16 protein-coding genes are annotated in these 19,617 nt (G+C 59.6%); 12 read left to right on the top strand and 4 right to left on the bottom strand.

Annotation, left to right across the window (positions count from 1 at the left end; genetic code table 11):
• The first annotated feature begins 3 nt into the window (after window positions 1-3).
• The 9 genes from METLI_RS00345 (at window position 4) to METLI_RS00305 (ending at window position 7,595) form a co-directional block, all read left to right on the top strand.
• Complete coding sequence (locus tag METLI_RS00345) at window positions 4-1,509, top strand: anthranilate synthase component I family protein (protein WP_004037047.1); 1,506 nt, start codon at window positions 4-6, stop codon at window positions 1,507-1,509.
• Entirely contained in the window at window positions 1,506-2,087 is a 582-nt protein-coding gene (locus tag METLI_RS00340) for an anthranilate synthase component II (protein ID WP_004037046.1), read from the top strand. The genes METLI_RS00345 and METLI_RS00340 overlap by 4 nt, the downstream gene beginning before the upstream one ends.
• Window positions 2,084-3,100, top strand: coding sequence for an anthranilate phosphoribosyltransferase (gene trpD, locus METLI_RS00335; protein ID WP_004037045.1), 1,017 nt, complete (start codon window positions 2,084-2,086; stop codon window positions 3,098-3,100). Before METLI_RS00340 ends, trpD begins: the two co-directional genes overlap by 4 nt.
• Window positions 3,097-3,861 carry an indole-3-glycerol phosphate synthase TrpC gene (locus METLI_RS00330; protein ID WP_004037044.1) on the top strand — a complete coding sequence of 255 codons (765 nt, stop codon included), beginning with the start codon at window positions 3,097-3,099 and terminating at the stop codon, window positions 3,859-3,861. Before trpD ends, METLI_RS00330 begins: the two co-directional genes overlap by 4 nt.
• Window positions 3,852-4,424, top strand: a complete 573-nt coding sequence (locus tag METLI_RS00325; RefSeq protein WP_004037043.1) for a phosphoribosylanthranilate isomerase — start codon at window positions 3,852-3,854, stop codon at window positions 4,422-4,424. The genes METLI_RS00330 and METLI_RS00325 overlap by 10 nt, the downstream gene beginning before the upstream one ends.
• The gene (gene trpB, locus METLI_RS00320; protein ID WP_004037042.1) at window positions 4,421-5,593 is read left to right on the top strand and encodes a tryptophan synthase subunit beta; all 1,173 of its coding nucleotides are present in this window, start codon (window positions 4,421-4,423) and stop codon (window positions 5,591-5,593) included. Before METLI_RS00325 ends, trpB begins: the two co-directional genes overlap by 4 nt.
• Window positions 5,590-6,396, top strand: coding sequence for a tryptophan synthase subunit alpha (gene trpA / locus METLI_RS00315; RefSeq protein ID WP_004037041.1), 807 nt, complete (start codon window positions 5,590-5,592; stop codon window positions 6,394-6,396). Before trpB ends, trpA begins: the two co-directional genes overlap by 4 nt.
• A 145-nt stretch (window positions 6,397-6,541) precedes the next feature.
• Window positions 6,542-7,363 (top strand): HAMP domain-containing protein, encoded by an 822-nt coding sequence (locus METLI_RS00310; RefSeq protein WP_004037040.1) that lies wholly within the window; start codon window positions 6,542-6,544, stop codon window positions 7,361-7,363.
• Between the two features lie 4 nt (window positions 7,364-7,367).
• On the top strand, window positions 7,368-7,595 hold the full coding sequence (locus METLI_RS00305; protein ID WP_004037039.1) for a hypothetical protein: 228 nt from the start codon (window positions 7,368-7,370) through the stop codon (window positions 7,593-7,595).
• A gap of 107 nt (window positions 7,596-7,702) precedes the next feature.
• Here METLI_RS00305 and METLI_RS00300 read toward each other — a convergent pair whose 3' ends face one another.
• The 4 genes from METLI_RS00300 to METLI_RS00285 form a co-directional block, all read right to left on the bottom strand.
• Window positions 7,703-8,656 (bottom strand): alpha/beta fold hydrolase, encoded by a 954-nt coding sequence (locus tag METLI_RS00300; RefSeq protein ID WP_004037038.1) that lies wholly within the window; start codon window positions 8,654-8,656, stop codon window positions 7,703-7,705.
• Window positions 8,657-9,060: 404 nt separating this feature from the next.
• The gene (locus METLI_RS00295) at window positions 9,061-10,353 is read right to left on the bottom strand and encodes a phenylacetate--CoA ligase family protein (protein ID WP_157203170.1); all 1,293 of its coding nucleotides are present in this window, start codon (window positions 10,351-10,353) and stop codon (window positions 9,061-9,063) included.
• A 476-nt stretch (window positions 10,354-10,829) separates the two neighbouring features.
• Entirely contained in the window at window positions 10,830-13,556 is a 2,727-nt protein-coding gene (locus METLI_RS00290; protein WP_169313792.1) for a carbohydrate-binding protein, read from the bottom strand.
• 685 nt (window positions 13,557-14,241) lie between these two features.
• Window positions 14,242-15,552: a glycosyl hydrolase family 28-related protein gene (locus METLI_RS00285; RefSeq protein WP_169313791.1), complete on the bottom strand. Its 1,311-nt coding sequence runs from the start codon at window positions 15,550-15,552 to the stop codon at window positions 14,242-14,244.
• Window positions 15,553-16,165: 613 nt separating this feature from the next.
• On the opposite strand from METLI_RS00285, the gene epsC reads away from it, so the two are divergent.
• The 3 genes from epsC (at window position 16,166) to METLI_RS00270 (ending at window position 19,287) form a co-directional block, all read left to right on the top strand.
• Complete coding sequence (gene epsC, locus METLI_RS00280) at window positions 16,166-16,897, top strand: serine O-acetyltransferase EpsC (protein ID WP_217178690.1); 732 nt, start codon at window positions 16,166-16,168, stop codon at window positions 16,895-16,897.
• Window positions 16,887-17,645 carry a polysaccharide deacetylase family protein gene (locus tag METLI_RS12260; protein ID WP_004037033.1) on the top strand — a complete coding sequence of 253 codons (759 nt, stop codon included), beginning with the start codon at window positions 16,887-16,889 and terminating at the stop codon, window positions 17,643-17,645. The genes epsC and METLI_RS12260 overlap by 11 nt, the downstream gene beginning before the upstream one ends.
• Before the next feature lie 145 nt (window positions 17,646-17,790).
• Window positions 17,791-19,287, top strand: a complete 1,497-nt coding sequence (locus METLI_RS00270) for an MOP flippase family protein (RefSeq protein WP_342632900.1) — start codon at window positions 17,791-17,793, stop codon at window positions 19,285-19,287.
• The last annotated feature ends 330 nt before the right edge of the window (window positions 19,288-19,617 follow it).

Below are 19,617 nucleotides of genomic sequence, written 5' to 3'. Positions count from 1 at the left end.
GGAATGGATGCTGCCTTCACCATAACCCCCTCTTTTGAGGAGTTCTGCGCCACTGCAGAGCGTCAGGACGGCCCGGTTCTCGTACCGCTCTGCTGCGAACACCCCCTCCCTGGAATATCTCCCCCCGATCTCTATTCGAGGCTCTGCAAAGGGCGGGGATTTCTTCTGGAGTCGATGGAAGGGAGCGAGCGGACCGCACGCTCCTCGGTGATCGGGATCGATCCCGTCCTCTCCCTCTCGCTCGGGGAGGAGGACGTGATCCGGGGGGATGAGCCCTATCTCCGGATCGCCGGATCCCCCGAAGGATCGACGCCCCTCGAGAAGGTGCGTTCGGTCCTGAAACGGCTCTCCCCGCTGCCTGTCGCCGTCCCGCGCTACGCCTGCGGTTTTGTCGGCTGCTTCACCTACGATCTCGTCTGTGACCTCTACCCGCAGGTGAAGCGCCGCCGGGGCAGGTCAGCCCCGGCGATCAGGTGCATGCTCGCGCGGGACACCATCGTCTTCGATCACCTGGAGGGCAGGATGTTCATCGTCTCGCATCTGATCGCGGGCGGGGGCCGGGAACCGGCCGATGCGTACCGGGAGGGGCTGGAGCGGATCCGGAGGATCGCCTCGGCGATCGATGCCCGGGACCGCTCGCCCCATCCTCCCCCTCTCTCCATCCCTGGCGCTGTTCCGGTCTTCTCGTCCTCGATGACGCAGGCGGCGTTCGAGGCTGCCGTTCTCCGGGTGAAAGAGGAGATCGCCGCCGGCGAGATCTTCCAGGGCGTCGTCTCGCGGCGGATCGACTGCGACTACCCGGCCGATCCGTTTGCGATCTACACCGCCCTGCGGGCGATGAACCCCGGGCCGTACCTGTACTACCTCGACTTCGGCGGGATGCAGATCGCCGGCGCAAGCCCGGAGATGCTCGTCCGGGTGGAGAAGGGGATTGTTACGACGGTGCCGATCGCCGGCACCCGACCGCGGGGGCGGACGCCGGAGGAGGACGACCGACTGGGCCGGGAACTCCTCGCCGACGAGAAGGAGCGGGCCGAGCACACGATGCTCGTCGACCTGGCGCGAAACGATCTCGGCAGAGTCTGCAGGTACGGCTCGGTGCGGCCTGTCTCGTTCATGGACGTCGAGAAATACTCCCATGTCCAGCACATCGTCTCGGTCGTCGAGGGGGAGCTTGACAGCCGTTACGACTGCTTCGACGCCTTCGCCTCCTGCTTTCCCGCAGGGACGGTCTCGGGCGCCCCGAAGATCCGGGCGATGCAGATCATCGAGGCGGTGGAGCCCTCTCCCCGCGGCGTCTATGCCGGTGCGGTGGGGTATGCGGGCGTTGACGGGAGCCTCGAATGCGCCATTGCGATCAGGACGGTGGTCGTAGAGGACGGCACCGCCTCCGTGCAGGTCGGGGCCGGGATCGTCGCCGACTCCGTCCCCGAAAGGGAATGGGAAGAGACAGAGAACAAGGCCCGGGCCATGCTCAGGGCGATCGAGATCGGGAGGCAATCGCCATGAACGTCATGATCATCGACTGTTACGACAGTTTCACCTTCAACCTCTTCCAGCAGGTCGGAATGCTCGGAGCAAAGCCGGTCGTCGTCAAGAACGACGCCCCGGTATCAGTGCTCCGCGAGATCGAATGCGACCGGATCATCCTCTCGCCCGGTCCGGGCACTCCTGAGGAGTCAGGGCTCTGCCTCGAAGCGCTCAGGACGGTCTGCCGGGATATCCCGACCCTCGGGGTCTGCCTCGGCCATCAGGCGATCTGCACCGCCTTCGGGGGCAGGGTCGTGCGGGCCGACCGGCTGATGCACGGCAAGACCTCGCTGATCGGCCACGACGGTCAGGGGATCTTCAGCGGCGTCGAGAACCCGTTTGAGGCGACACGCTATCATTCCCTGATCGCCGACCAGGCGAGCCTGCCCGACGCTCTCGCCGTGACGGCGACGAGCCTGGACGACGGCTACGTGATGGGGGTGCGCCACCAGGACTACCCCATCGAGGGGATCCAGTTCCACCCGGAGAGCATCCTCTCCAGGGAGGGGGACCGGATCATTGGAAATTTCCTCTCAGAAGGGGGGGTCGCCCAATGATCGCCGAAGCGATCACGGCGCTGGTCGGTCACCGCGATCTCACGGCCGAAGAGGCCGGTGCGGTGATGCGCGAGATCCTTGAGGGCGGTGCGACCCCGGCGCAGATCGGGAGTTTTCTCACGGCGATGCGGATGAAAGGCGAGACGGTGCCCGAGATCGCAGGCTGCGTGCAGGCGATGCGGGCGGCTTCGGTCGCCATCGCCCCGCGGGTCGCCTCTCCCCTCGTCGACACCTGCGGCACCGGCGGCGACCGGGCCGGGACCTTCAACATCAGCACGGCAGCCGCCTTTGTCGCCGCCGGCGCCGGCGTCCCGGTCGTCAAGCACGGCAACCGGGGCGTATCGAGCGGGTGCGGCTCCGCCGACGTCCTTGCGGCGCTCGGCATCGACCTCGCCCTCCCGCCGGCGCGGGCGCAGGCAGTCCTGGAGGAGATCGGGATTGTCTTCCTCTACGCCCCCACCTACCACCCGGCCCTCCGCCGGGCGGCCGGGCCCAGGGGCGAGATCGGGATCAGGACGATCTTCAACCTCCTCGGACCGCTCGCAAACCCCGCCGGGGCGCAGGCGCAGATCGTGGGGGTGTACGCCCCTGAGCTGGTAACGACGGTGGCCGGGGTGCTCAGAGATCTCGGCGTGGAACGGGCGATGGCCGTCCACGGCGGCGGGCTCGACGAGATCAGCACCACGGGACCGACGACCGTCGCCGAACTGCGGGACGGGACGGTCCGGACCTTTGATATCAGGTGCGAGGACTTCGGGTTTCGCCCGGCCTCCCTGCACGACCTGCGGGGCGGGGACGCCGCCGTGAATGCGGCGATTCTCAGGGAGGTGCTGGCCGGGGCACCTGGCCCTGCCCGCGATATCGTCCTCCTCAATGCCGGAGCGGCGATATATCTCGGCGGAAAGAGCCGGACGCTGATCGACGGCGTCAGCGCTGCGGAGCGCTCGATCGACTCGGGAAGGGCGTTTGGGAAACTCGAATCGCTGGTGCAGGCGAGCGGGGGCGCTCTATGATCCTGGACGAGATCGTCGCCTGCACCCGCCACCGGGTCGCCGCCCTGCGGCCGGTGGAGGAGATGGACCTTCTTCCCCGGCACCGCACGCACCACAGCCTCTCCGGGGCGATCAGGTCGGCGGGCGAGCAAAACGCCATCATCGCCGAGGTGAAATACGCCTCGCCCTCCCGCGGTGCGATCCGGCGTTTTGACCCGCCGGAGACGCTCGCCGGGGAACTGATCCGGGGGGGTTGCGTCGCCCTCTCGGTGCTGACCGAGCCCTTTTATTTCGGCGGGAGCACGGAGAACATCGAGCGGATCAGGCCGATCGCAGACGTCCCGATCCTCAGGAAAGACTTCATCGTCGACGAGCGACAGGTCTACGAGACGGCCGCCCTGGGCGCCGACGCTGTCCTCCTGATCGCCGGGGTGCTCGGGCCAGAACTGGGGAGGTTCATCGACCTCTCCTCCGACCTGGGGCTTGAACCCCTCGTCGAGGTTCACAACGCCGCCGAGGCGAGATCGGCGCTCGCCACCGGGGCCGGGCTGATCGGGATCAACAACCGCGACCTCGCCACGATGACGATCGACCTGAAGACCACCGTCCGTCTCTCCCCCCTGTTTGCTGGCGAGGGCCGGCTGGTGGTCTCGGAGAGCGGGGTCGTCTGGCCCTGCGATATCAGGGCGCTCAAGGACCACTGCGACGCCTTCCTGATCGGCTCCTCGGTGATGGGTTCGGGCGACCCGGCGCGGCGGCTCGGGAGGCTGGTATGCGCCTGAAGATCTGCGGGATCACGCGCGTCCGTGACGCCCTCGCCGCCGAGGCCGCGGGTGCGGACGCCGTGGGCGTCGTCATGTTCTCGGACTCGCCCCGCTCGGTCACGCCGGCGGAGGCGGCGGCGATCTTCGCCTCCCTCGGCCCCTTCACCGGGCGCGTCTGCGTTTCGGCCACCGACGACCCGGACGACCTTGCCGGGATGCTCGCCCTCCATCCGACCGCCGTCCAGGTCTATTGCGACCTCGACGTGCCCCCCGGGGTGCGGGTGATCAGGGGGGTCGGGGACGGCAAAATCCCCGAAAGCCGGTTCGACGCCCTCCTCCTCGATGCGAGCAGGGGTTCTGGCATGCACTGCGATCTCCGGGAGGCAGAGGCCCTGGTGCGGGCCTCGCCCGTCCCGGTCATTCTCTCCGGCGGGCTTGGCCCGGAGAACATCGGGGCGGCGGTTGCGGTGGTCAGGCCGTACGCCGTCGACGTCTCCTCCGGTGTCGAGGACAGCCCCGGCATAAAAAACATTGATAAAATGAAGGCGTGTGTCATGGCGTGCAGGGGGATCACCCCGTGAACGCAGGATCGTTCGGCGGGTTCGGCGGGCAGTTCGTCCCGGAGACCCTGATGGCCCCCCTGGAGGAACTGGCGTCGGCGTACGAAGCGGCAAAGGCTGATCCCGGGTTTCAGGAGGAGCTGCAGACCTACCTTGCGGAGTTTGCCGGGAGGCCGACCCCGCTCACCTTCTGCAGAAACCTCTCTGCCGACCTGGGGTGCCGGCTCTACCTGAAGCGCGAGGACCTCCTCCACGGCGGGGCGCACAAGACCAACAACGCCCTGGGGCAGGCCCTGCTTGCGAAGCATATGGGAAAGCGGCGGATCATCGCCGAGACCGGGGCAGGGCAGCACGGCGTCGCCACAGCGATCGCCGGGGCCGTTCTCGGGATCCCGGTCGAGGTCTACATGGGGGAGACCGATATGGCGCGGCAGCGGCTGAACGTCTTCAGGATGGAGCTGCTGGGGGCGCGGGTGATCCCGGTTGCGACCGGGCAGCGGACCCTGAAGGACGCCGTCAACGAGGCCCTCCGCGACTGGGTGACGAACGCCGGGGAGACCTATTACTGCCTGGGTTCGGTGGTCGGGCCGCACCCGTACCCGACGATCGTCAGGGACTTCCAGCGGGTGATCGGGGAGGAGACGAGATCGCAGATCCTCCGCGCCGAAGGGCGCCTGCCCGACGCCGTCATTGCCTGCGTCGGCGGCGGGTCGAACGCCATCGGGATCTTCCACCCCTTCTTGAACGATCGGGTGAGGCTGATCGGGGTCGAGGCCGGCGGGCGGGGGCTGGAGAGCGGAGAGCACGGGGCGACCCTCTGCGCCGGTACGAAAGGAGTGCTCCACGGGGCGCTCTCCTATCTCCTGCAGGACGCCGACGGCCAGGTGCTGGAGACGCATTCGGTCTCGGCCGGCCTCGACTATCCGGGCGTGGGGCCGGAGCACAGCATGCTCAAAGAGGCGGGCCGGGTGGCGTATACCGCCGTCACCGACGACGAAGCCCTGGCGGCGTTCTCCCTCCTCTCCAGGCGCGAGGGGATCGTCCCGGCGCTGGAATCGTCGCATGCGGTGGCGCAGGCGGTGAAGGCGGCGGAGGAGATGGAGAGGGACGACATTCTCATCGTCAACCTCTCGGGCCGGGGGGACAAGGACGTCGAAGGAGTGGCGGCGATCATGGGGGGCCGGCGATGAGCAGGATCGCGGAGGCCTTCGCCGGGGCGAAGCGCCCCCTCCTGGTCGCCTATCTCGTCGGCGGCGACCCCGACCCTGCGACCTCCCTTGCGGCGGCGATGGCGATCGTCGAGGGCGGGGCCGATATCCTGGAGATCGGGATCCCGTTCACCGACCCGATCGCCGACGGCCCGGTGATCCAGGAGGCGAATGTGCGGGCGCTCGCCGGCGGGATGACGACCGAGAGACTATTTGCGCTGGTGCGGGCGATCAGGGAGCGCGTTCAGGTCCCGATCGTGCTGATGACCTCTTACAACCCGGTCTATGTCCGCGGCGACGCACGCTTCTGCCGCGAGGCGCGGGATGCCGGGGCGGACGCCGTCCTGGTCACCGACCTCCCACCCGAGGAGTCCGGTCCCTTCGACGCCGCCGCCCGGGAGCACGGTCTGGACCGGATCTTCCTGGTCGCTCCCAACACCCCGCCCGAGCGCCTCCCCCTCATCGCCGGTCTGGCGAGCGGGTTCCTCTACCTGGTCTCGGTGCAGGGGGTCACCGGCGTGCGGGAGAGCCTCGACCCGGCGATCGCCCGGCGGATCGCTGCCGTCCGCTCGTCCGCCTCCCTTCCGGTCGCCGTCGGCTTCGGGATCTCCAGGCCCGAGCACGTGCGGGAGATCGCCGATGCCGGGGCCGATGCCGCGATCGTGGGGAGCGCCGTCGTCAGGATCGTCGGGGCGCACGGCGGCGACGTGGCGGCGATGCAGGCGGCGCTGAGGGCGTATGTGGCTGGAATGGCTGCGGCGGCCCGTGGGACGGCCTCCAGGTGAAACCCTCTTTTTCATGAGAGGGCGCCTTATCTCTTTTATCTCTTTATGGTCGTTATCTTTGGTTAAAATCCGATATTTTATCTCTATATCTATATTATAGTATAATTTGAGAAGTTTTATATGGGATATTTATTTATATTATAACATGGTTAAGGTGCTTCATAGCCTCTCGACAAAGCTGATCGCGAGTTTTGTCGTTCTCATCCTCATCACATCGGGGCTCACGTTCTTCTATACCTATGGAGAGACGAAAAACGCCCTCAAGGAGTCGACGCAGAGCGAACTGATGGCCGTTGCCGGGGCGGTTGCTGTTCAGGTGGACGGGGATGCATTCGCGTCATTGAAGCCCGGCGATGAAAGCACGCAGGCATTCATACGGATACGCGATGACTTCAAATCGGTCCAGCAGACCAACCCGGATGTATTATACGTCTATTCGATGCGAAAATCCGGGAATGAGATCGTATTTGTTGTCGATGCCGACTATGGCTACGACGAGGACGTTGCCGGGATCGGGGAGATCTATGAGGGCGTCACCGAAAATATGCTCGACGGCTTTGAAGGCCTGTCTGCGGACGACGAATTTACCACCGACCAGTGGGGTACCGTCCTCTCAGGCTATGCACCGATCAGAAACAGCGCGGGCGAGGTCGTCGGCATCGTCGGGATCGACATGGACAGTTCGGACGTCATTGAGCGGCAGAACTTCATCGGGAACACGATATACCTCATCATCGGCATTGCCTCTCTCGTCGCAGCGTTTATCATCGGCATTTTCTCCCTGACGATCATTCGGGACATCAGGAAACTGAACGCGACCGCCCGCGCCATCAGCATGGGCGACCTCTCGGTGACGGTGGATGTACGGAGAAAGGACGAAATCGGCGAACTCGCGGATTCGTTCTCCCGGATGGTTGCAAGTCTCAAGATCTTCATGGACACTGACGAAGAGACGAAACGTGAGTGATACCATGAACCTCCTTTCCAAACGTGTTCTGGATATCACGACCGAGTACCTCGGGCCGGGGGCCGAGCGCTTTCTGGAGCGCCAGACCCGCTCTCATATGGACGGAGTTGAATTTTCGGCGATCCAGCGCTCTGACATGCCCGATCTGATCAAATGGGTGAACATCTCGGCGGGCCTCCTGATCGGAAAAGAGCGTGCTGCAGAACTTACTGAAAAATTAAAGAAGATTTGATCTCTTTTTTTTGATCGAGCCCCGGGAAGAGGGCGAGGGCCTGCTGAGCGCCGCGAACCCGCGTGCCCGGTTCATGGGCGGTTCAAAAGATCCGGAAACCCCGGAAATCATTCTGGCATGTTCCTCTTCAAAAAGTCAAGGGCATACCGCTGCGCCTCTTTTGACTTCGGGTTGATCCAGAAACAGAGGTGCGAGCCCTCCTCGATCCAGATCCGCTCTGCATTCTCGATGTGCTCGTATGCATAGACGCCGTCATAGAACTTGACGTCCGCATCGTGCGTGCCGTGGATCACCAGGGTCGGGCATGTGATCTTTTCTACGGGCAGATGGGTGAGCTTGCGGGTGATCTTCAGATCGTTCTCCGTTCCCGCTCTTCTGGGTTTGTAGGGGTACATCGTATTCATGAAGGCCGTTGCGAACCCGTGTGCGTACGGATCGTTCAGGACGAAATCGAGGTGCTCCTTCATCTGCTTCTTCGTGTAATAGGCCTCGCTCTTGAAGATCTCTTTTATGAATGCATCGGGTTTGGATTTCGTCATCTTCTGAAGAAGGCTCTGGCCGATATCGGAGAGGAACATCATCTGGGTGACCGGCCCTGCGGTCTCGGGGAGATCGTAATACCCGCTGACGGCGTCTGCGGCGATCAGTGCCCAGATCCGGTCGGGATGGCGTATGGCGAAGGTGTATGCGAACGGTCCGCCTGCGGAGATGGAAAACATCGCCACCTTCTCGATCCCCAGCTCGTCGAGGACGGCGGCAAAGAGATCGGCCTGCTCCTCGAGTGACTTCCCGCTCTCGAGGGGTGTTCCCAGATATCCCGGGCGGGAGAGAGAAAGAAGCCTGAAATCGTTGCCGGCAAAATCAATGGCCGCACGGCACTGATCGACGCCGCCGAGACCTCCGTGACTGCCCATCAGAACAGGCCCGTCGCCCCGGGTGATATCTATCTCCACCTTTCCAAGGCGGGTTTCGATGAGCTCCGGGGAGATATACGCGTCCTTCAATATTTCGATCCGATTTTCGTCGGCTTTCTCAGATGTGTCTGTCCTGTCCTGCTTCATTCCGGGCTCTCCTTTTTCTGCTCTAAAGCCATAGTCGCCGATCAACCGTTTATTGGTTTCTATTCTCATTTATCGGACACTGCCGGTCATATGGTGGGTTTGCAGACGGTCCCGGGGATTGAAGCAAAGAGAGATGAAAATCACGCGGTTCTTGCCACATCTTTCTGTACGCCTCCTGTTCCCGGGTGACAGGAGAGGTCGGCTGGCGTCGATGATGCCCCTCCAGAGCCTCCTGGTACGGGTCAGTCGGTCCCCGACTCCTCAGATAGGGCGTTTCTCTCCCCCATCTCTCGGGTGCTGACGCCGAATTGCACCGCTGCCGGCTTCGGGATATCCTGGCCTGGTTATTTGGGCGTATTAATGGTCTCTGATGTGATTTAATTCACAAAATGGGGTGTGGATAGTCACCACTGGATCTGCGCATTGGAGATCACCGTTCTCACCTTGCCGGTGGGATCGCGCGGGAGTTCGTCGACCGGGCTGACCGTGATCTTCACGTCTTCGCCCAGCACGCCGATGATGTGCCTCCTGATCTCCTCGTCGATCCCCTCCCGGTAATTTTTGCCCCTGACGACCGGGACGGTGATGGCGTCCGTTCTCTCCTGTATCACCCTGAACTGTGCGATCTCTTCGGCGTGCGCAAACGTCCTCATGATCGCCCAGAAGGTCATCTGGGGATAGATCCTCCCGTCCGGGGTCTGGATGAACGAGTCAGATCGCCCCTCGACCTCTTTCATCAGGGGCAGCCCCCGCCCGCAGGGGCACTCCTCGTCGGTCGGGACCCCGACATCGCCGACGGCGTACCTGATACGCGGCATCGCATAATGGTAGAGCCCGGTGTACACGATCTCCCCGCGCTCGCCCGAAGCGACCGGCTCGCCGTCCCGGAGAAACTCCATCACCACCGCATCGATGTCCATATGGTAGCCCGCATGTTCGGGACATTCCCAGGCCGTCCGCCCCATCTCGACGCACCCGAACTGGTCGTACATCCTGATCCCGAATGTGGATTCGATGCCCTCCCGCATCTCGGGCGAGAGGTGTTCGGCCGTGCTGAAGATGATCTCCGGGTTGATCGTCTTTCTGCCGGTCCGCTTCATCTCCCGTGCCAGCAGGTAGAGCGCCGAGGGATATCCGTCGATGACCCGCGGCTGCATCTCTTCGAGAAGCCTGATCTGCTCCTGCAGGTCGGCGAATATATTGATGAAGGTGGGTGAGAGAAACCTGAGCTTCTGGAACCAGTGTTTTTTGTCCAGGATGTGGTGGGGCGCCGTGAGCACCGCCCAGGGATCCCGGAGGTGCTGGCCGCACGCAAGGTTCGGCCTGAGTGCGATCGCCTTCTGATAATCTTCGTCTCTCCTCCCATAGGCCGCTTTGAGCGGTATCCCCGTCGATCCGCTGGTCCTCGGCATCCAGCACGAGGAGGGATCGACCCCGCGGGCGATCAGGTCGGAAAAATTCTCTTTGAGTTCTTTTTTTGTGGTTATCGGTATTTTCCGGAGATCTTCAACGGTCCGGATATCATCGGGCGTAACTCCTGCCTCTCTGAACTTCCTGTGGTAGAAGGGCACGTTGTCGTAGGCGTGCACGATCATCCCCCGCATCATGCGTCTCTGGATCTCTTCGATCTCCTTCTTTTTCAGCCACTGGTTCCGCATCGCCTGTCTGAGATACAGGAGTTTTCTGACATTGCTCACGCTGATCACCTCTTCCCGGCTCCAATGCCGCTGGGATTGCGTGGTGGGGGGAAAACCGTCCTGCGCCGAACGTCCGTGTCGGCATCACCTGGAATGGTTTCTTTTGGGTCTTTCAGGACGATATCTTCTGCCGTTTCAGGGCATGTCCGGCCGTGCTCGCACCTGCCGCCCGTCGGCAGAGATGCGTTCGGCACGCTCTCATACCCCCGGGCCCCGCGTCCCCCCGCCAGGCGATGAGCAGTAATATGCAATCAATATATATAGGTTTCTCATGTGCCGGATTATAGTCAGGATATATTCCCGGTATCCGGGGAAAATCAGAAGAATAATGGAGAAAAGTCGGTCTGGCCATGATTTCGGGGCGTACCTGCTCCCGGCATCCTGGCTCTGCAGTCATGCCCGGCCCTCTCAGGCAGAAAAAATAGGTCTTGGCCGGCCTGTTGTTCCGGGTCCCCGGTGCAGGCCGGTATGATGCTTTAATTGCTGCGTTCGAATGTCAGGGGACCGACGTTCATGTCCCCGCCTGCAAACGCCATGGTGAGGACATGCTCGCCTGCAGTCGGGAAGGTCACCTGTGCGGTCGGGTTCAGCGGTGTCGTCCAGCTTCCTCCAGCCGGGATTTCGACGGTGCATGCCTCTTCTCCGTCGATCGCAAGGCTGAGCGTTCTGCCCCCGATCTTCGTGTAGACGAGGAACTCGACGTCATATGTTCCGGCCGCCTCGACATATACGGTGTAGTTGATCCACTCGCCCTCGGCGATGTATCCGATGAGGTAGCCGTCGTTCCAGGAGCGGGTGACGATATCGACGTCATCGTCTCTGAGGGTGTTTTCCTGGTTGCCTGCGGTGGTGTCGTGGTATGCGACGCCCTCGCCGCCAGCGTCATACTGCTCGACCGCGACGATGCCGGGCAGTACCATCATACCTTCTGGCGCCGGTTCGGGGACCGGCCCTGCGAGTGCAAACGATATGGGCCCGACGTTCATGTCCCCGCCTGTGAATGTCAGCGTGACGACGTGCTCGCCTGCGGTCGGGAAGGTCACCTGTGTGGTCGGGTTCAGGGGTGTTGTCCAGGACCCTTCTGCCGGGGCCACGACGCTACATGCCTCTTCCCCGTCGATCGCAAGGGTGAGGGTCCTTCCTGCGCTCTTTGCGTAGAAAAGGAACTCGACGTTATAGACGCCTGCCTCCTCGACGTTTACGGTGTAGTTGATCCATTCGCCCTCGGCGATGTATCCGATGAGGTAGCCGTCGTACCATGGACGGGTGACGATATCGACGTCATCGTCTCCGAGGGTGTTTTCCTGGTTGCCTGCGGTGGTGTCGTGGTATGCGACGCCCTCGCCGCCGGCGTCATACTGCTCGACTGCAATGATGCCGGGCAGCGGTGTCGAAAGATAAACCGGTTCGTCTTTTGGCACCGGCGTCGGTTCAGGCGTCGGTTCAGGTGTCGGCTCCGGTATCGGCTCCGGTATCGGTCCTGCGAGTGCGAACGACATGGGCCCGACGTTCATGTCCCCGCCTGCGAATGTCAGCGTGACGACGTGCTCGCCTGCGGTCGGGAAGGTCACCTGTGCGGTCGGGTTCAGGGGTGTCGTCCAGTCGCCTCCTGCCGGGACCTCAATGGTGCATGCCTCTTCCCCGTCGATTGCAAGGGAGAGGGTCCTTCCTGCGTTCTTTGCGTAGACGAGGAGCTCGACGTCATAGACCCCTGCCTCCTCGACGTTCACGGTGTAGTTGATCCATTCGCCCTCGTCGATGTATCCGATCAGGTAGCCGTCGTACCATGAACGGGTGACGATATCGACGTCATCGGTTCCGAGGGTGTTTTCCTGGTTGCCTGCGGTGGTGTCGTGGTATGCGACGCCCTCGCCGCCGGCGTCATACTGCTCGATCGCGACGATCCCCGGCACTGCCAGGGGCTCGGTCGGAACCGGCGTTGGTTCCGGTGTTGGCACAGGGGTTGGTTCCGGCGTTGGCTCCTGAACCGGGTTGTACTGGTAATTCTCATCGAAGATGAGGTTCACGCCGCTCCAGTCCTGTGAGTTTGCGACAACATTCTGGATGTAGACGCCGTTGACCCCCGCAGGGTTCACGAAATCGCAGTTGTCGAACGTGATGTCCCACGACTTGTAGTCATAGATCGCGTAGGTCTCCGAGTTTTCAAATACACAGTTTTCCAGCACGCCTCTGCGTGCACCCAGCATGTAGAGGCCGATGTTGGAGCCGTCATCATGGAAGTTGATGAACTTCGGAGTGCCGGGGACGTCGACAAATACGCCGCCAGCTGCCCAGTGGCCGGTGTTGAAGAAGATCCCCTTCATGTTGTTCTCGGCCGTGCAGTTGATCAGGGTGACGTCACCGGAAACGGTGTAGCCGGCCATCCAGATCTTCTCATCGTTTGAGTACTGCTTGACCCTGCCGTTGTTTGTGGAAAGGCAGTTTATGAATGTTACATTTGTCTTTTTGGGGAAGTACTCGATGTGGAAGCCCGATTCCCAGTTGTTGTCCGCGACGCAGGAGTCAAGCAGGACATTCTCGATATCGACGGTCTCCGTGATATCGAAACCGGTCACCCAGGTTCCCCACTCTGCCGTGATCCTGTTGTGAAGACCACAGCTGAGCGCCTTGCAGCGTATAAACTGCATATCTTTTATCAGGCCACCGTTGGTTCCGTCGTTAACAAATCCGTGACGTGCAATGTAATCGGCGGTGCAGTCGATCAGCTTGATGTCTTCGGTGACATAGCTGTCCGCTCTTACCTGGAAGGCGCCCCACTGGACATTGGAGATGTCGTACGCATAGATCCGCTCGGCCGTGATGTGCTTTGCGTTCTTGATGAAAACTGCTCCAGTCCCGAGGAGTTTGAAGTCACCGACGGTGACATACTGCACGCCTGAGATATCCACTCTGCCTGATGAGAATGTCAGGATCGTTTTTTCCTCTCCTGCTCCTCTCAAAACAGTGTTCGACTTTAACGTGACAGATGATCCGAGGCTGAATTTGCCCTCTGCCAGGACCACTTCGCCGCCGCTGGCTGGCAGTGCGTTGATTGCCGCCTGGATCTCTATCTGGTCATTATACCCGTCGCAGATATAATCAGCCTGACTTTTCAGTTCAGCCGTGCTGTCGCTTGCAGCGACATGGACCGTTGCCGCACTGGCTGCCTGTGCGAGACAGACGAGCATGAGTGCTGCAAACAACAGTTTTAGCGTTGGCCTGATCCCCATATCAATTCCTCTATTTTCATCTTCCCCCCCGGGCACATTTATTTTCATACAATATTAACTTAAATATTTCTATTTTGATTCATTCATTTTAGCATCATATTTTGATTTTTTGGCAGATAAAAGGTCAATAACAATTTAGTTTTACAAAAATATTGTTTAATATAGTCTTTTAACTCTAATTTGTCGATTTAATCGTATAATTTAAAATTTTATTGATTTTTGAAGTCTTAATCCTTTAAAAATTTTTATTAATGTTCTATTATCTCGATATGTGTTTTTTTAAGGACATTTTAGTTAATTAAATTGATATTATCTATTCGAATGTGTTGTGGTGCCAACCGTTCTCGGATCCTGTCGCGCAGGATAATAGAATCTATCTCATAATTTTTGTTCATTTAATATAATTCGTATATAATGCTATAATGTGGTCTGCGTATAATTTATATATTTGAATTTATTTTTTAATGTTGCTTCTCGGATGTGCCCTCGGAAATCATCGCAATATCAAAAATGGCAATTTTTTCGTATTATGATGTTTTTAGTATATTTTGGCAATTTCTGGATTTCTGTTTCTCTTTTTGCTTCTCGGTATATCATACATTCTAATACGCGGTTAAATTTAGGGCCTCTGTTGTTATTTGAGAATTTAAATGGGCAATCATATATTTTTAACCTTTTTTAATGTGCGGTACGCGAAATAAAGCACTATTGAACCGATTATGGCTGCGATGACGCCCTTTCTGATGATGGATCCCGGCGTCCCTGGCTCTTCAGATTCTTTTTCTGCGATAGTTCCAGAAAACATCACATTTTTGCTCATTTCAACGCTTATGCCGCAACTGTACATTCCTCCAATGTTATGAAGCTCATGATACCCGGATTCGGACTCCTGCAGGGGTATCCCCAGGGAATGACAGATGATATTCTCATGTGCGGCGTTTTTAAGGGTAAAGTTGCTGATCGTGATATTTTTTGATCTGATGACTGAAATGCCCATGTTCGAGGCATCTATGCTTGAACTATTCTGGATACGGATCTCTGCCGTATCTTTCAGCACATAACTCTGGCCTGAACCCCGGTCCATGCAGTCTGTGATCACCGGATGTCCGGGCGTCCGGGCCGTTACCACATAATATCCCCGCCTGTTGTTCTCGGAGATGCAGTTCTTCAGGGTGACATCGCCCGATATAAGATAACCGGCACCGAAATCGGCGTTTTCCCTCTGTCCGTTATTGCGGCTGATGCAGTTTTCGATCAAAACGTTGATCTTCGCGGGGTTGTTCTCGATATGGAACCCTGACTCCCAGGACCCCTCGGCCAGGCACCCGCTGACCACGCAGTTCTCGAGATCACTGTTCTCTGCGAGATCGAATCCGGTGGACCAGGGGTTGTAACGCTCGAACAGCCCGGAATTTATGGCTGTGCAGTTGATATACCTGACATTTTTCACCAGTTTCGTGGTCCCTTCGCCGTTGTTGATGAAACCGTGGCGTGAACAGTTCAGGGCGGTGCAGTTTACGAACTCGATATCGTCGACGACGGCGTTGTGCGCATAAATCCAGAATGCCCCGTGTGCAGAGGTATCGGTGGTAGCGGAGACGTTGCGCACGCGAACGACGTTGCTGTTATAGATCCATACCGATCCGCTGCCGGTCGTGCCGAAGTCCCTGACCACCACGCCCCTGATGTCTCTGAGATAGATCGTCCCTCTGGTAAAGTCGAGCACGGTGATGCCGGCGCCCTTCCCCGAGAGCATGGTGCCGGAGCGGAGCCTGATGGTGTCATCGCACCTGAAGTGTCCGGAGAGGAGAACGACCTCGCCCCCCTCTCCGGGAAGATCGTTTATTGCTTTCTGGATCTCGATCTGGTCCCCGGTCCCGTCGCAGAAACGATCTGCATATCGTTTTTCTTCAGGTGAACTGTCAGCGGCGGCTACGGAGAGCGTCACTGCGCCTGTCGCCTGTGTCAAACAGATGCCTGCCGTGACGACGAGAAATATAACGGTTGCTATCGACCGGGTCATGGGTGCCGTCTCTCTGATATGACCCCCTATACTCATGTCCTGATATATCCGGTTGGTGGTGGAACGGCCCTGCTCCACAGGTCCGCCTGCCTGATTGCGATAGGGGGACGGATAATCCCGCTCGTCAGGCCGCTCCCGGGATCGACCGGATGACCGGCCCCCGGACCCTCAGGGCCGTCGCGTGAACCGACGGTGCGGAGAAGGGGTTTGAGATGAACGGAAAAACAGAAACGCAAACACTCTGGCTGAGGGAGAGATGGGGCGGCCTCTCTCCCTTTCTGTCCTGTTCCGTCTTCCATGACCCCGGGCATGTGAGAAACTATTATATGTCGGGTGCCTGCACTGACACGCAGGCGTATGTCAGCTGCGACGATGCCGGCATTTGTCAGGTCACCGGCGCACGGCAGACAGGACCGCAAAGGATCTTCCCGCGGCTTCATGGCATGGGGCCTGGTGAGATTCCCGTCAACCTATCTGAGCGAAGAGTGGATGGCGGGGGATAATTGAGCATATATGGAGACCGGTCTCTATGGCTTTGATACGTGGCAGTGCCCCGCAGGTGGAGGAAGAATGTCCGGGCTACCCTGACGGTTCTCAGGGTTTTGCCGTACAATGGGTTCATGAGGGGGGCACCCCGGCGGTGGAGGCGTGCCCGGTGTCTGATTATATGCAGGACCTCCTGCCCTATCTCAGGCGACCGGAAACCGCCGTTTCCTATGGGCGCATACGGTCCGGGTATATCGTACTCAGATACGCCCTCATGCACAGGGGCTATAGGGCCGTTTTCTTTTACCGCCTGGCGAGGAAGACCAGAGAAAAAAACCTCGGGTTCTTCCTCCCCCTTCTGAACATACTCAACCGCATCTTAAACGCGATCGCCATCTCCACAGGCTCGGAGATCGGTGCCGGTCTCTTCATCCCCCATGCCCAGTGCATCGTCATCGGCTACTCCTCGAAGATCGGGCGCAATGTGACCGTGTACCAGGGAGTCACCCTCGGGCAGGTGCCCGGGAAGAGAAAGAACGGGAGAACGTTCCCGACGATCGGCGACAACGTGATGCTCGGGGCCGGTGCGAAGATCCTGGGTCCGGTGACGATCGGGAACAATGCGATGATCGGCGCAAACGCCGTTGTGCTCTCTGACATCCCTGAAAACGCCGTCGCCGCCGGTGTCCCGGCGCGGGTGGTCGGGAGGGTGCACGACAATTACCCGACCCTGTTGAAAAAGGAGCGACAGCATGCATTTGAGCATTCGGGCGATAAAATAGGGAGAGAATCCAATGAATTTTAAGATCAGGCACCTTCCGGGTCCGATCGTCATCATGTACCATTCGATCACCGCGACTGCCCCTTCTGACCCTTTTGCCGTTTCACGGCAGGCTTTCTCCGGGCAGATCGGGTGGCTTCTGGATGCGGGCTACGATATCGTCCCGCTCCCCACGCTGGTGGAGGGGCTTAAAACCAGCGATCCGGGTGTCGGGATGCAGGCGGTCATCACCTTCGACGACGGCTACCTGGACTTTGTCGAGGAGGCGCTCCCGGTGCTTGAAGCGTTCGGTGTCCCGGCCACCGTCTTTCTCGTCACCGGCATGCTCGGGGAGAAGGCGAGGTTCAACGAGCACTCACCCGACGCACGGTTGATGGATGAAGACGACGTGCTCTCCATCCGGTCCTGCGGGATCGGGCTCGGGAGCCACACTCATTCGCATGCAAACCTTCCCGCACTCGACGCCCTGGCGCTCCGCAGGGAGCTGGACGATTCAAAAGAAGCGCTGATCAGGTTTGGAGAGACCTTTCTTTCCCTGTCGTACCCCTGGGGAAAATATTCTCCACGAGAGGTTTTCGCCGCCAGGGAGGCGGGGTATGCCTGTGCCCTGGAAGTAAATCCCCGCACCGCCGCAGGGTCGGATCTCTACGGGATCAGTCGGTTCGGGGTTACAAGAGATCAGGACACAAAGGCGTTTTCCCGGATGATCGCCCCGCCGCTCAGTGACCGTCTCTCCAGAAAAGCACGTATGCTCTCTGGAATCAGGAACTAACCCTCTCTCAAAGCAAAATAATCTTCTCCCCGTTTCCCTGTCACTCTGGTAATGGCACAATACTTAAATATCATCATCCTCTCTACACTGCTCGAAACCTATCTGCCGGCGCCGACCCCTCTCTGGACGGCGTGCCGGAAGAATATTGTATGGGGGGGTTTTGATAAGTCTTCAAATCCAGACCGTCAGGGGGATCAGCTGGTCGGGCGTATCGCAGGTGGTATCCCAGGGATTACAGTTTCTCGTAAAGATCCTGCTGGCCCGCCTTCTCTTTCCTGAAGACTTCGGCCTCCTCGGCATGGCGCTCGTCTTCACGATGTTCATCGAGACCGTCAACGACATCGGTCTGAGCGCCGCCATCATCCAGAAAAAAGGGATCACAGAGAAGCACCTCTCCACCGCTTTCTGGGTGGGCCTCATGCTGGGCGGCGGTCTCTTTGCCCTGGCCGTCCTCGCATCTCCATTCATCGCCGGGTTCTTCGGCGAACCCCTGCTGCGCTCGATCGTCGTCGTCCTCTCCCTGAGTTTTATCTTCGGCTCGTTCGGCATCGTCCACAGGACCATGCTGATGAAGAGGATCGACTTCAGGAAGATCGCCATCACCGAGATCTGGACGGCCGGCATAGCCGGAATCGTCTCCCTGGTCCTGGCCATCCTGGGCTACGGCGTCTGGAGCCTTGTCCTGGGCTCGGTGATGGCGAGTCTCGGCAGTTCTGCTCTGTTGTGGGTGCTCTGCCCCTGGCGGCCGTCAAGGATCCTGGACCGGGAGAGTTTTCTGGATCTCTTCGGCTACGGGAAGAACGCGATGGGATCGCAGATCCTCGGCTATATCGACACGAATATCGACTACCTCCTCATCGCAAAATTTCTTGACGCAACCTCTCTTGGCCTCTATACCCTTGCCTTCCAGATGGCGGTCTTTCCGTTCAGGCGGATATCACGGATCATCGGCCGGGTGACCTTCCCGGCCTTCTCGGCGATCCAGGACGACAACGAACAGATCAGGCTCGGCTATCTCAAGACGGTCAGTTACACCTCCTTGATGACGTTTCCGATGCTTGCCGGCCTTGCCGTCGTCGCACCGGTCTTCATCCCGGTCGTCATCGGAGAGAACTGGGTCCCGATGGTGCTGCCCCTGCAGATCCTCTCCGTGTACGGGATCCTCAAGTCAGTCGAAGCCAACGCGAACCCGGTCCTGATGGGCAAGGGCCGGCCCGACCTCTATGTGAGATATGAGATCCTCTCCGTCTTCGTCATTTCTCTTGCGATATATCTGGGGATGACCTTCGGGATCACCGGTGTTGCCGCTGCCATCACGCTGGCGTTCTGCGGTCTTTTCTTTGTCATTCAAACCATTGCCAACCGTCTCATCGGGCTCAAATACGCCGCTATTGTCCGTGCGGTCCTCCCGGCCGCCATCGGCTCCGGGGTGATGGTGGCCGCCGTCTGGCTCTTCTTGAGCGTCAGCGGATGGTATATGTCGGGGAGCGCCTCCCTGGTCTCGTCGATCGTCCTCGGGGTCATGGTCTACATCGCTGTGATCATGGTGGTGGACAGCAGGTCTGTAGAAGAGATAAAATCGGTCGTCCGGCATATCGTCGGCGCCTCTGCCGGGCCGAACCGTATCAGGGCGCCGAAATGAATCTCTTTCACCTCCTCTCCCGGATGATTGCGGCGTACACGGCCCCTGAGGTGAAAATGCGTCCTCTTAACATCTGTTCATCTGGCGACCCCGTATCCTGTGCGGCAGGGTATTCCTGGCGGCCTCCTTTCGGGCACCGCATGCAGGATGCGTCTCCTCGCCGCCGGCGATTGTATTTTTCCGCGATACTCAGGAGTATTTCTGAAAATACTCCGTCTTTTCCCGGCCCCTCCGTCATGACGGGAGCGGACAGGAGAAAAATGTTCATATATGAGGAATGGCTATGGCAGGAGCACCGATACAACACATGCCATACGGGGGGTATTCACG

It is taken from the genome of Methanofollis liminatans DSM 4140 (assembly GCF_000275865.1).
GTDB lineage: Archaea > Halobacteriota > Methanomicrobia > Methanomicrobiales > Methanofollaceae > Methanofollis > Methanofollis liminatans.
Note: the sequence above shows the minus strand (reverse complement) of the source record. Positions and strands in the feature narration are given on the sequence as shown.

What these genes read in the sequence shown, in the direction of transcription:
- METLI_RS00345 (WP_004037047.1), top strand. Translation starts at nt 4, where the DNA reads ATGGATGCTGCCTTCACCATAACCCCCTCTTTTGAGGAGTTCTGCGCC.
- METLI_RS00340 (WP_004037046.1), top strand. Translation starts at nt 1,506, where the DNA reads ATGAACGTCATGATCATCGACTGTTACGACAGTTTCACCTTCAACCTC.
- trpD (WP_004037045.1), top strand. Translation starts at nt 2,084, where the DNA reads ATGATCGCCGAAGCGATCACGGCGCTGGTCGGTCACCGCGATCTCACG.
- METLI_RS00330 (WP_004037044.1), top strand. Translation starts at nt 3,097, where the DNA reads ATGATCCTGGACGAGATCGTCGCCTGCACCCGCCACCGGGTCGCCGCC.
- METLI_RS00325 (WP_004037043.1), top strand. Translation starts at nt 3,852, where the DNA reads ATGCGCCTGAAGATCTGCGGGATCACGCGCGTCCGTGACGCCCTCGCC.
- trpA (WP_004037041.1), top strand. Translation starts at nt 5,590, where the DNA reads ATGAGCAGGATCGCGGAGGCCTTCGCCGGGGCGAAGCGCCCCCTCCTG.
- METLI_RS00310 (WP_004037040.1), top strand. Translation starts at nt 6,542, where the DNA reads ATGGTTAAGGTGCTTCATAGCCTCTCGACAAAGCTGATCGCGAGTTTT.
- METLI_RS00305 (WP_004037039.1), top strand. Translation starts at nt 7,368, where the DNA reads ATGAACCTCCTTTCCAAACGTGTTCTGGATATCACGACCGAGTACCTC.
- METLI_RS00300 (WP_004037038.1), bottom strand. Translation starts at nt 8,656, where the DNA reads ATGAAGCAGGACAGGACAGACACATCTGAGAAAGCCGACGAAAATCGG.
- METLI_RS12260 (WP_004037033.1), top strand. Translation starts at nt 16,887, where the DNA reads ATGAATTTTAAGATCAGGCACCTTCCGGGTCCGATCGTCATCATGTAC.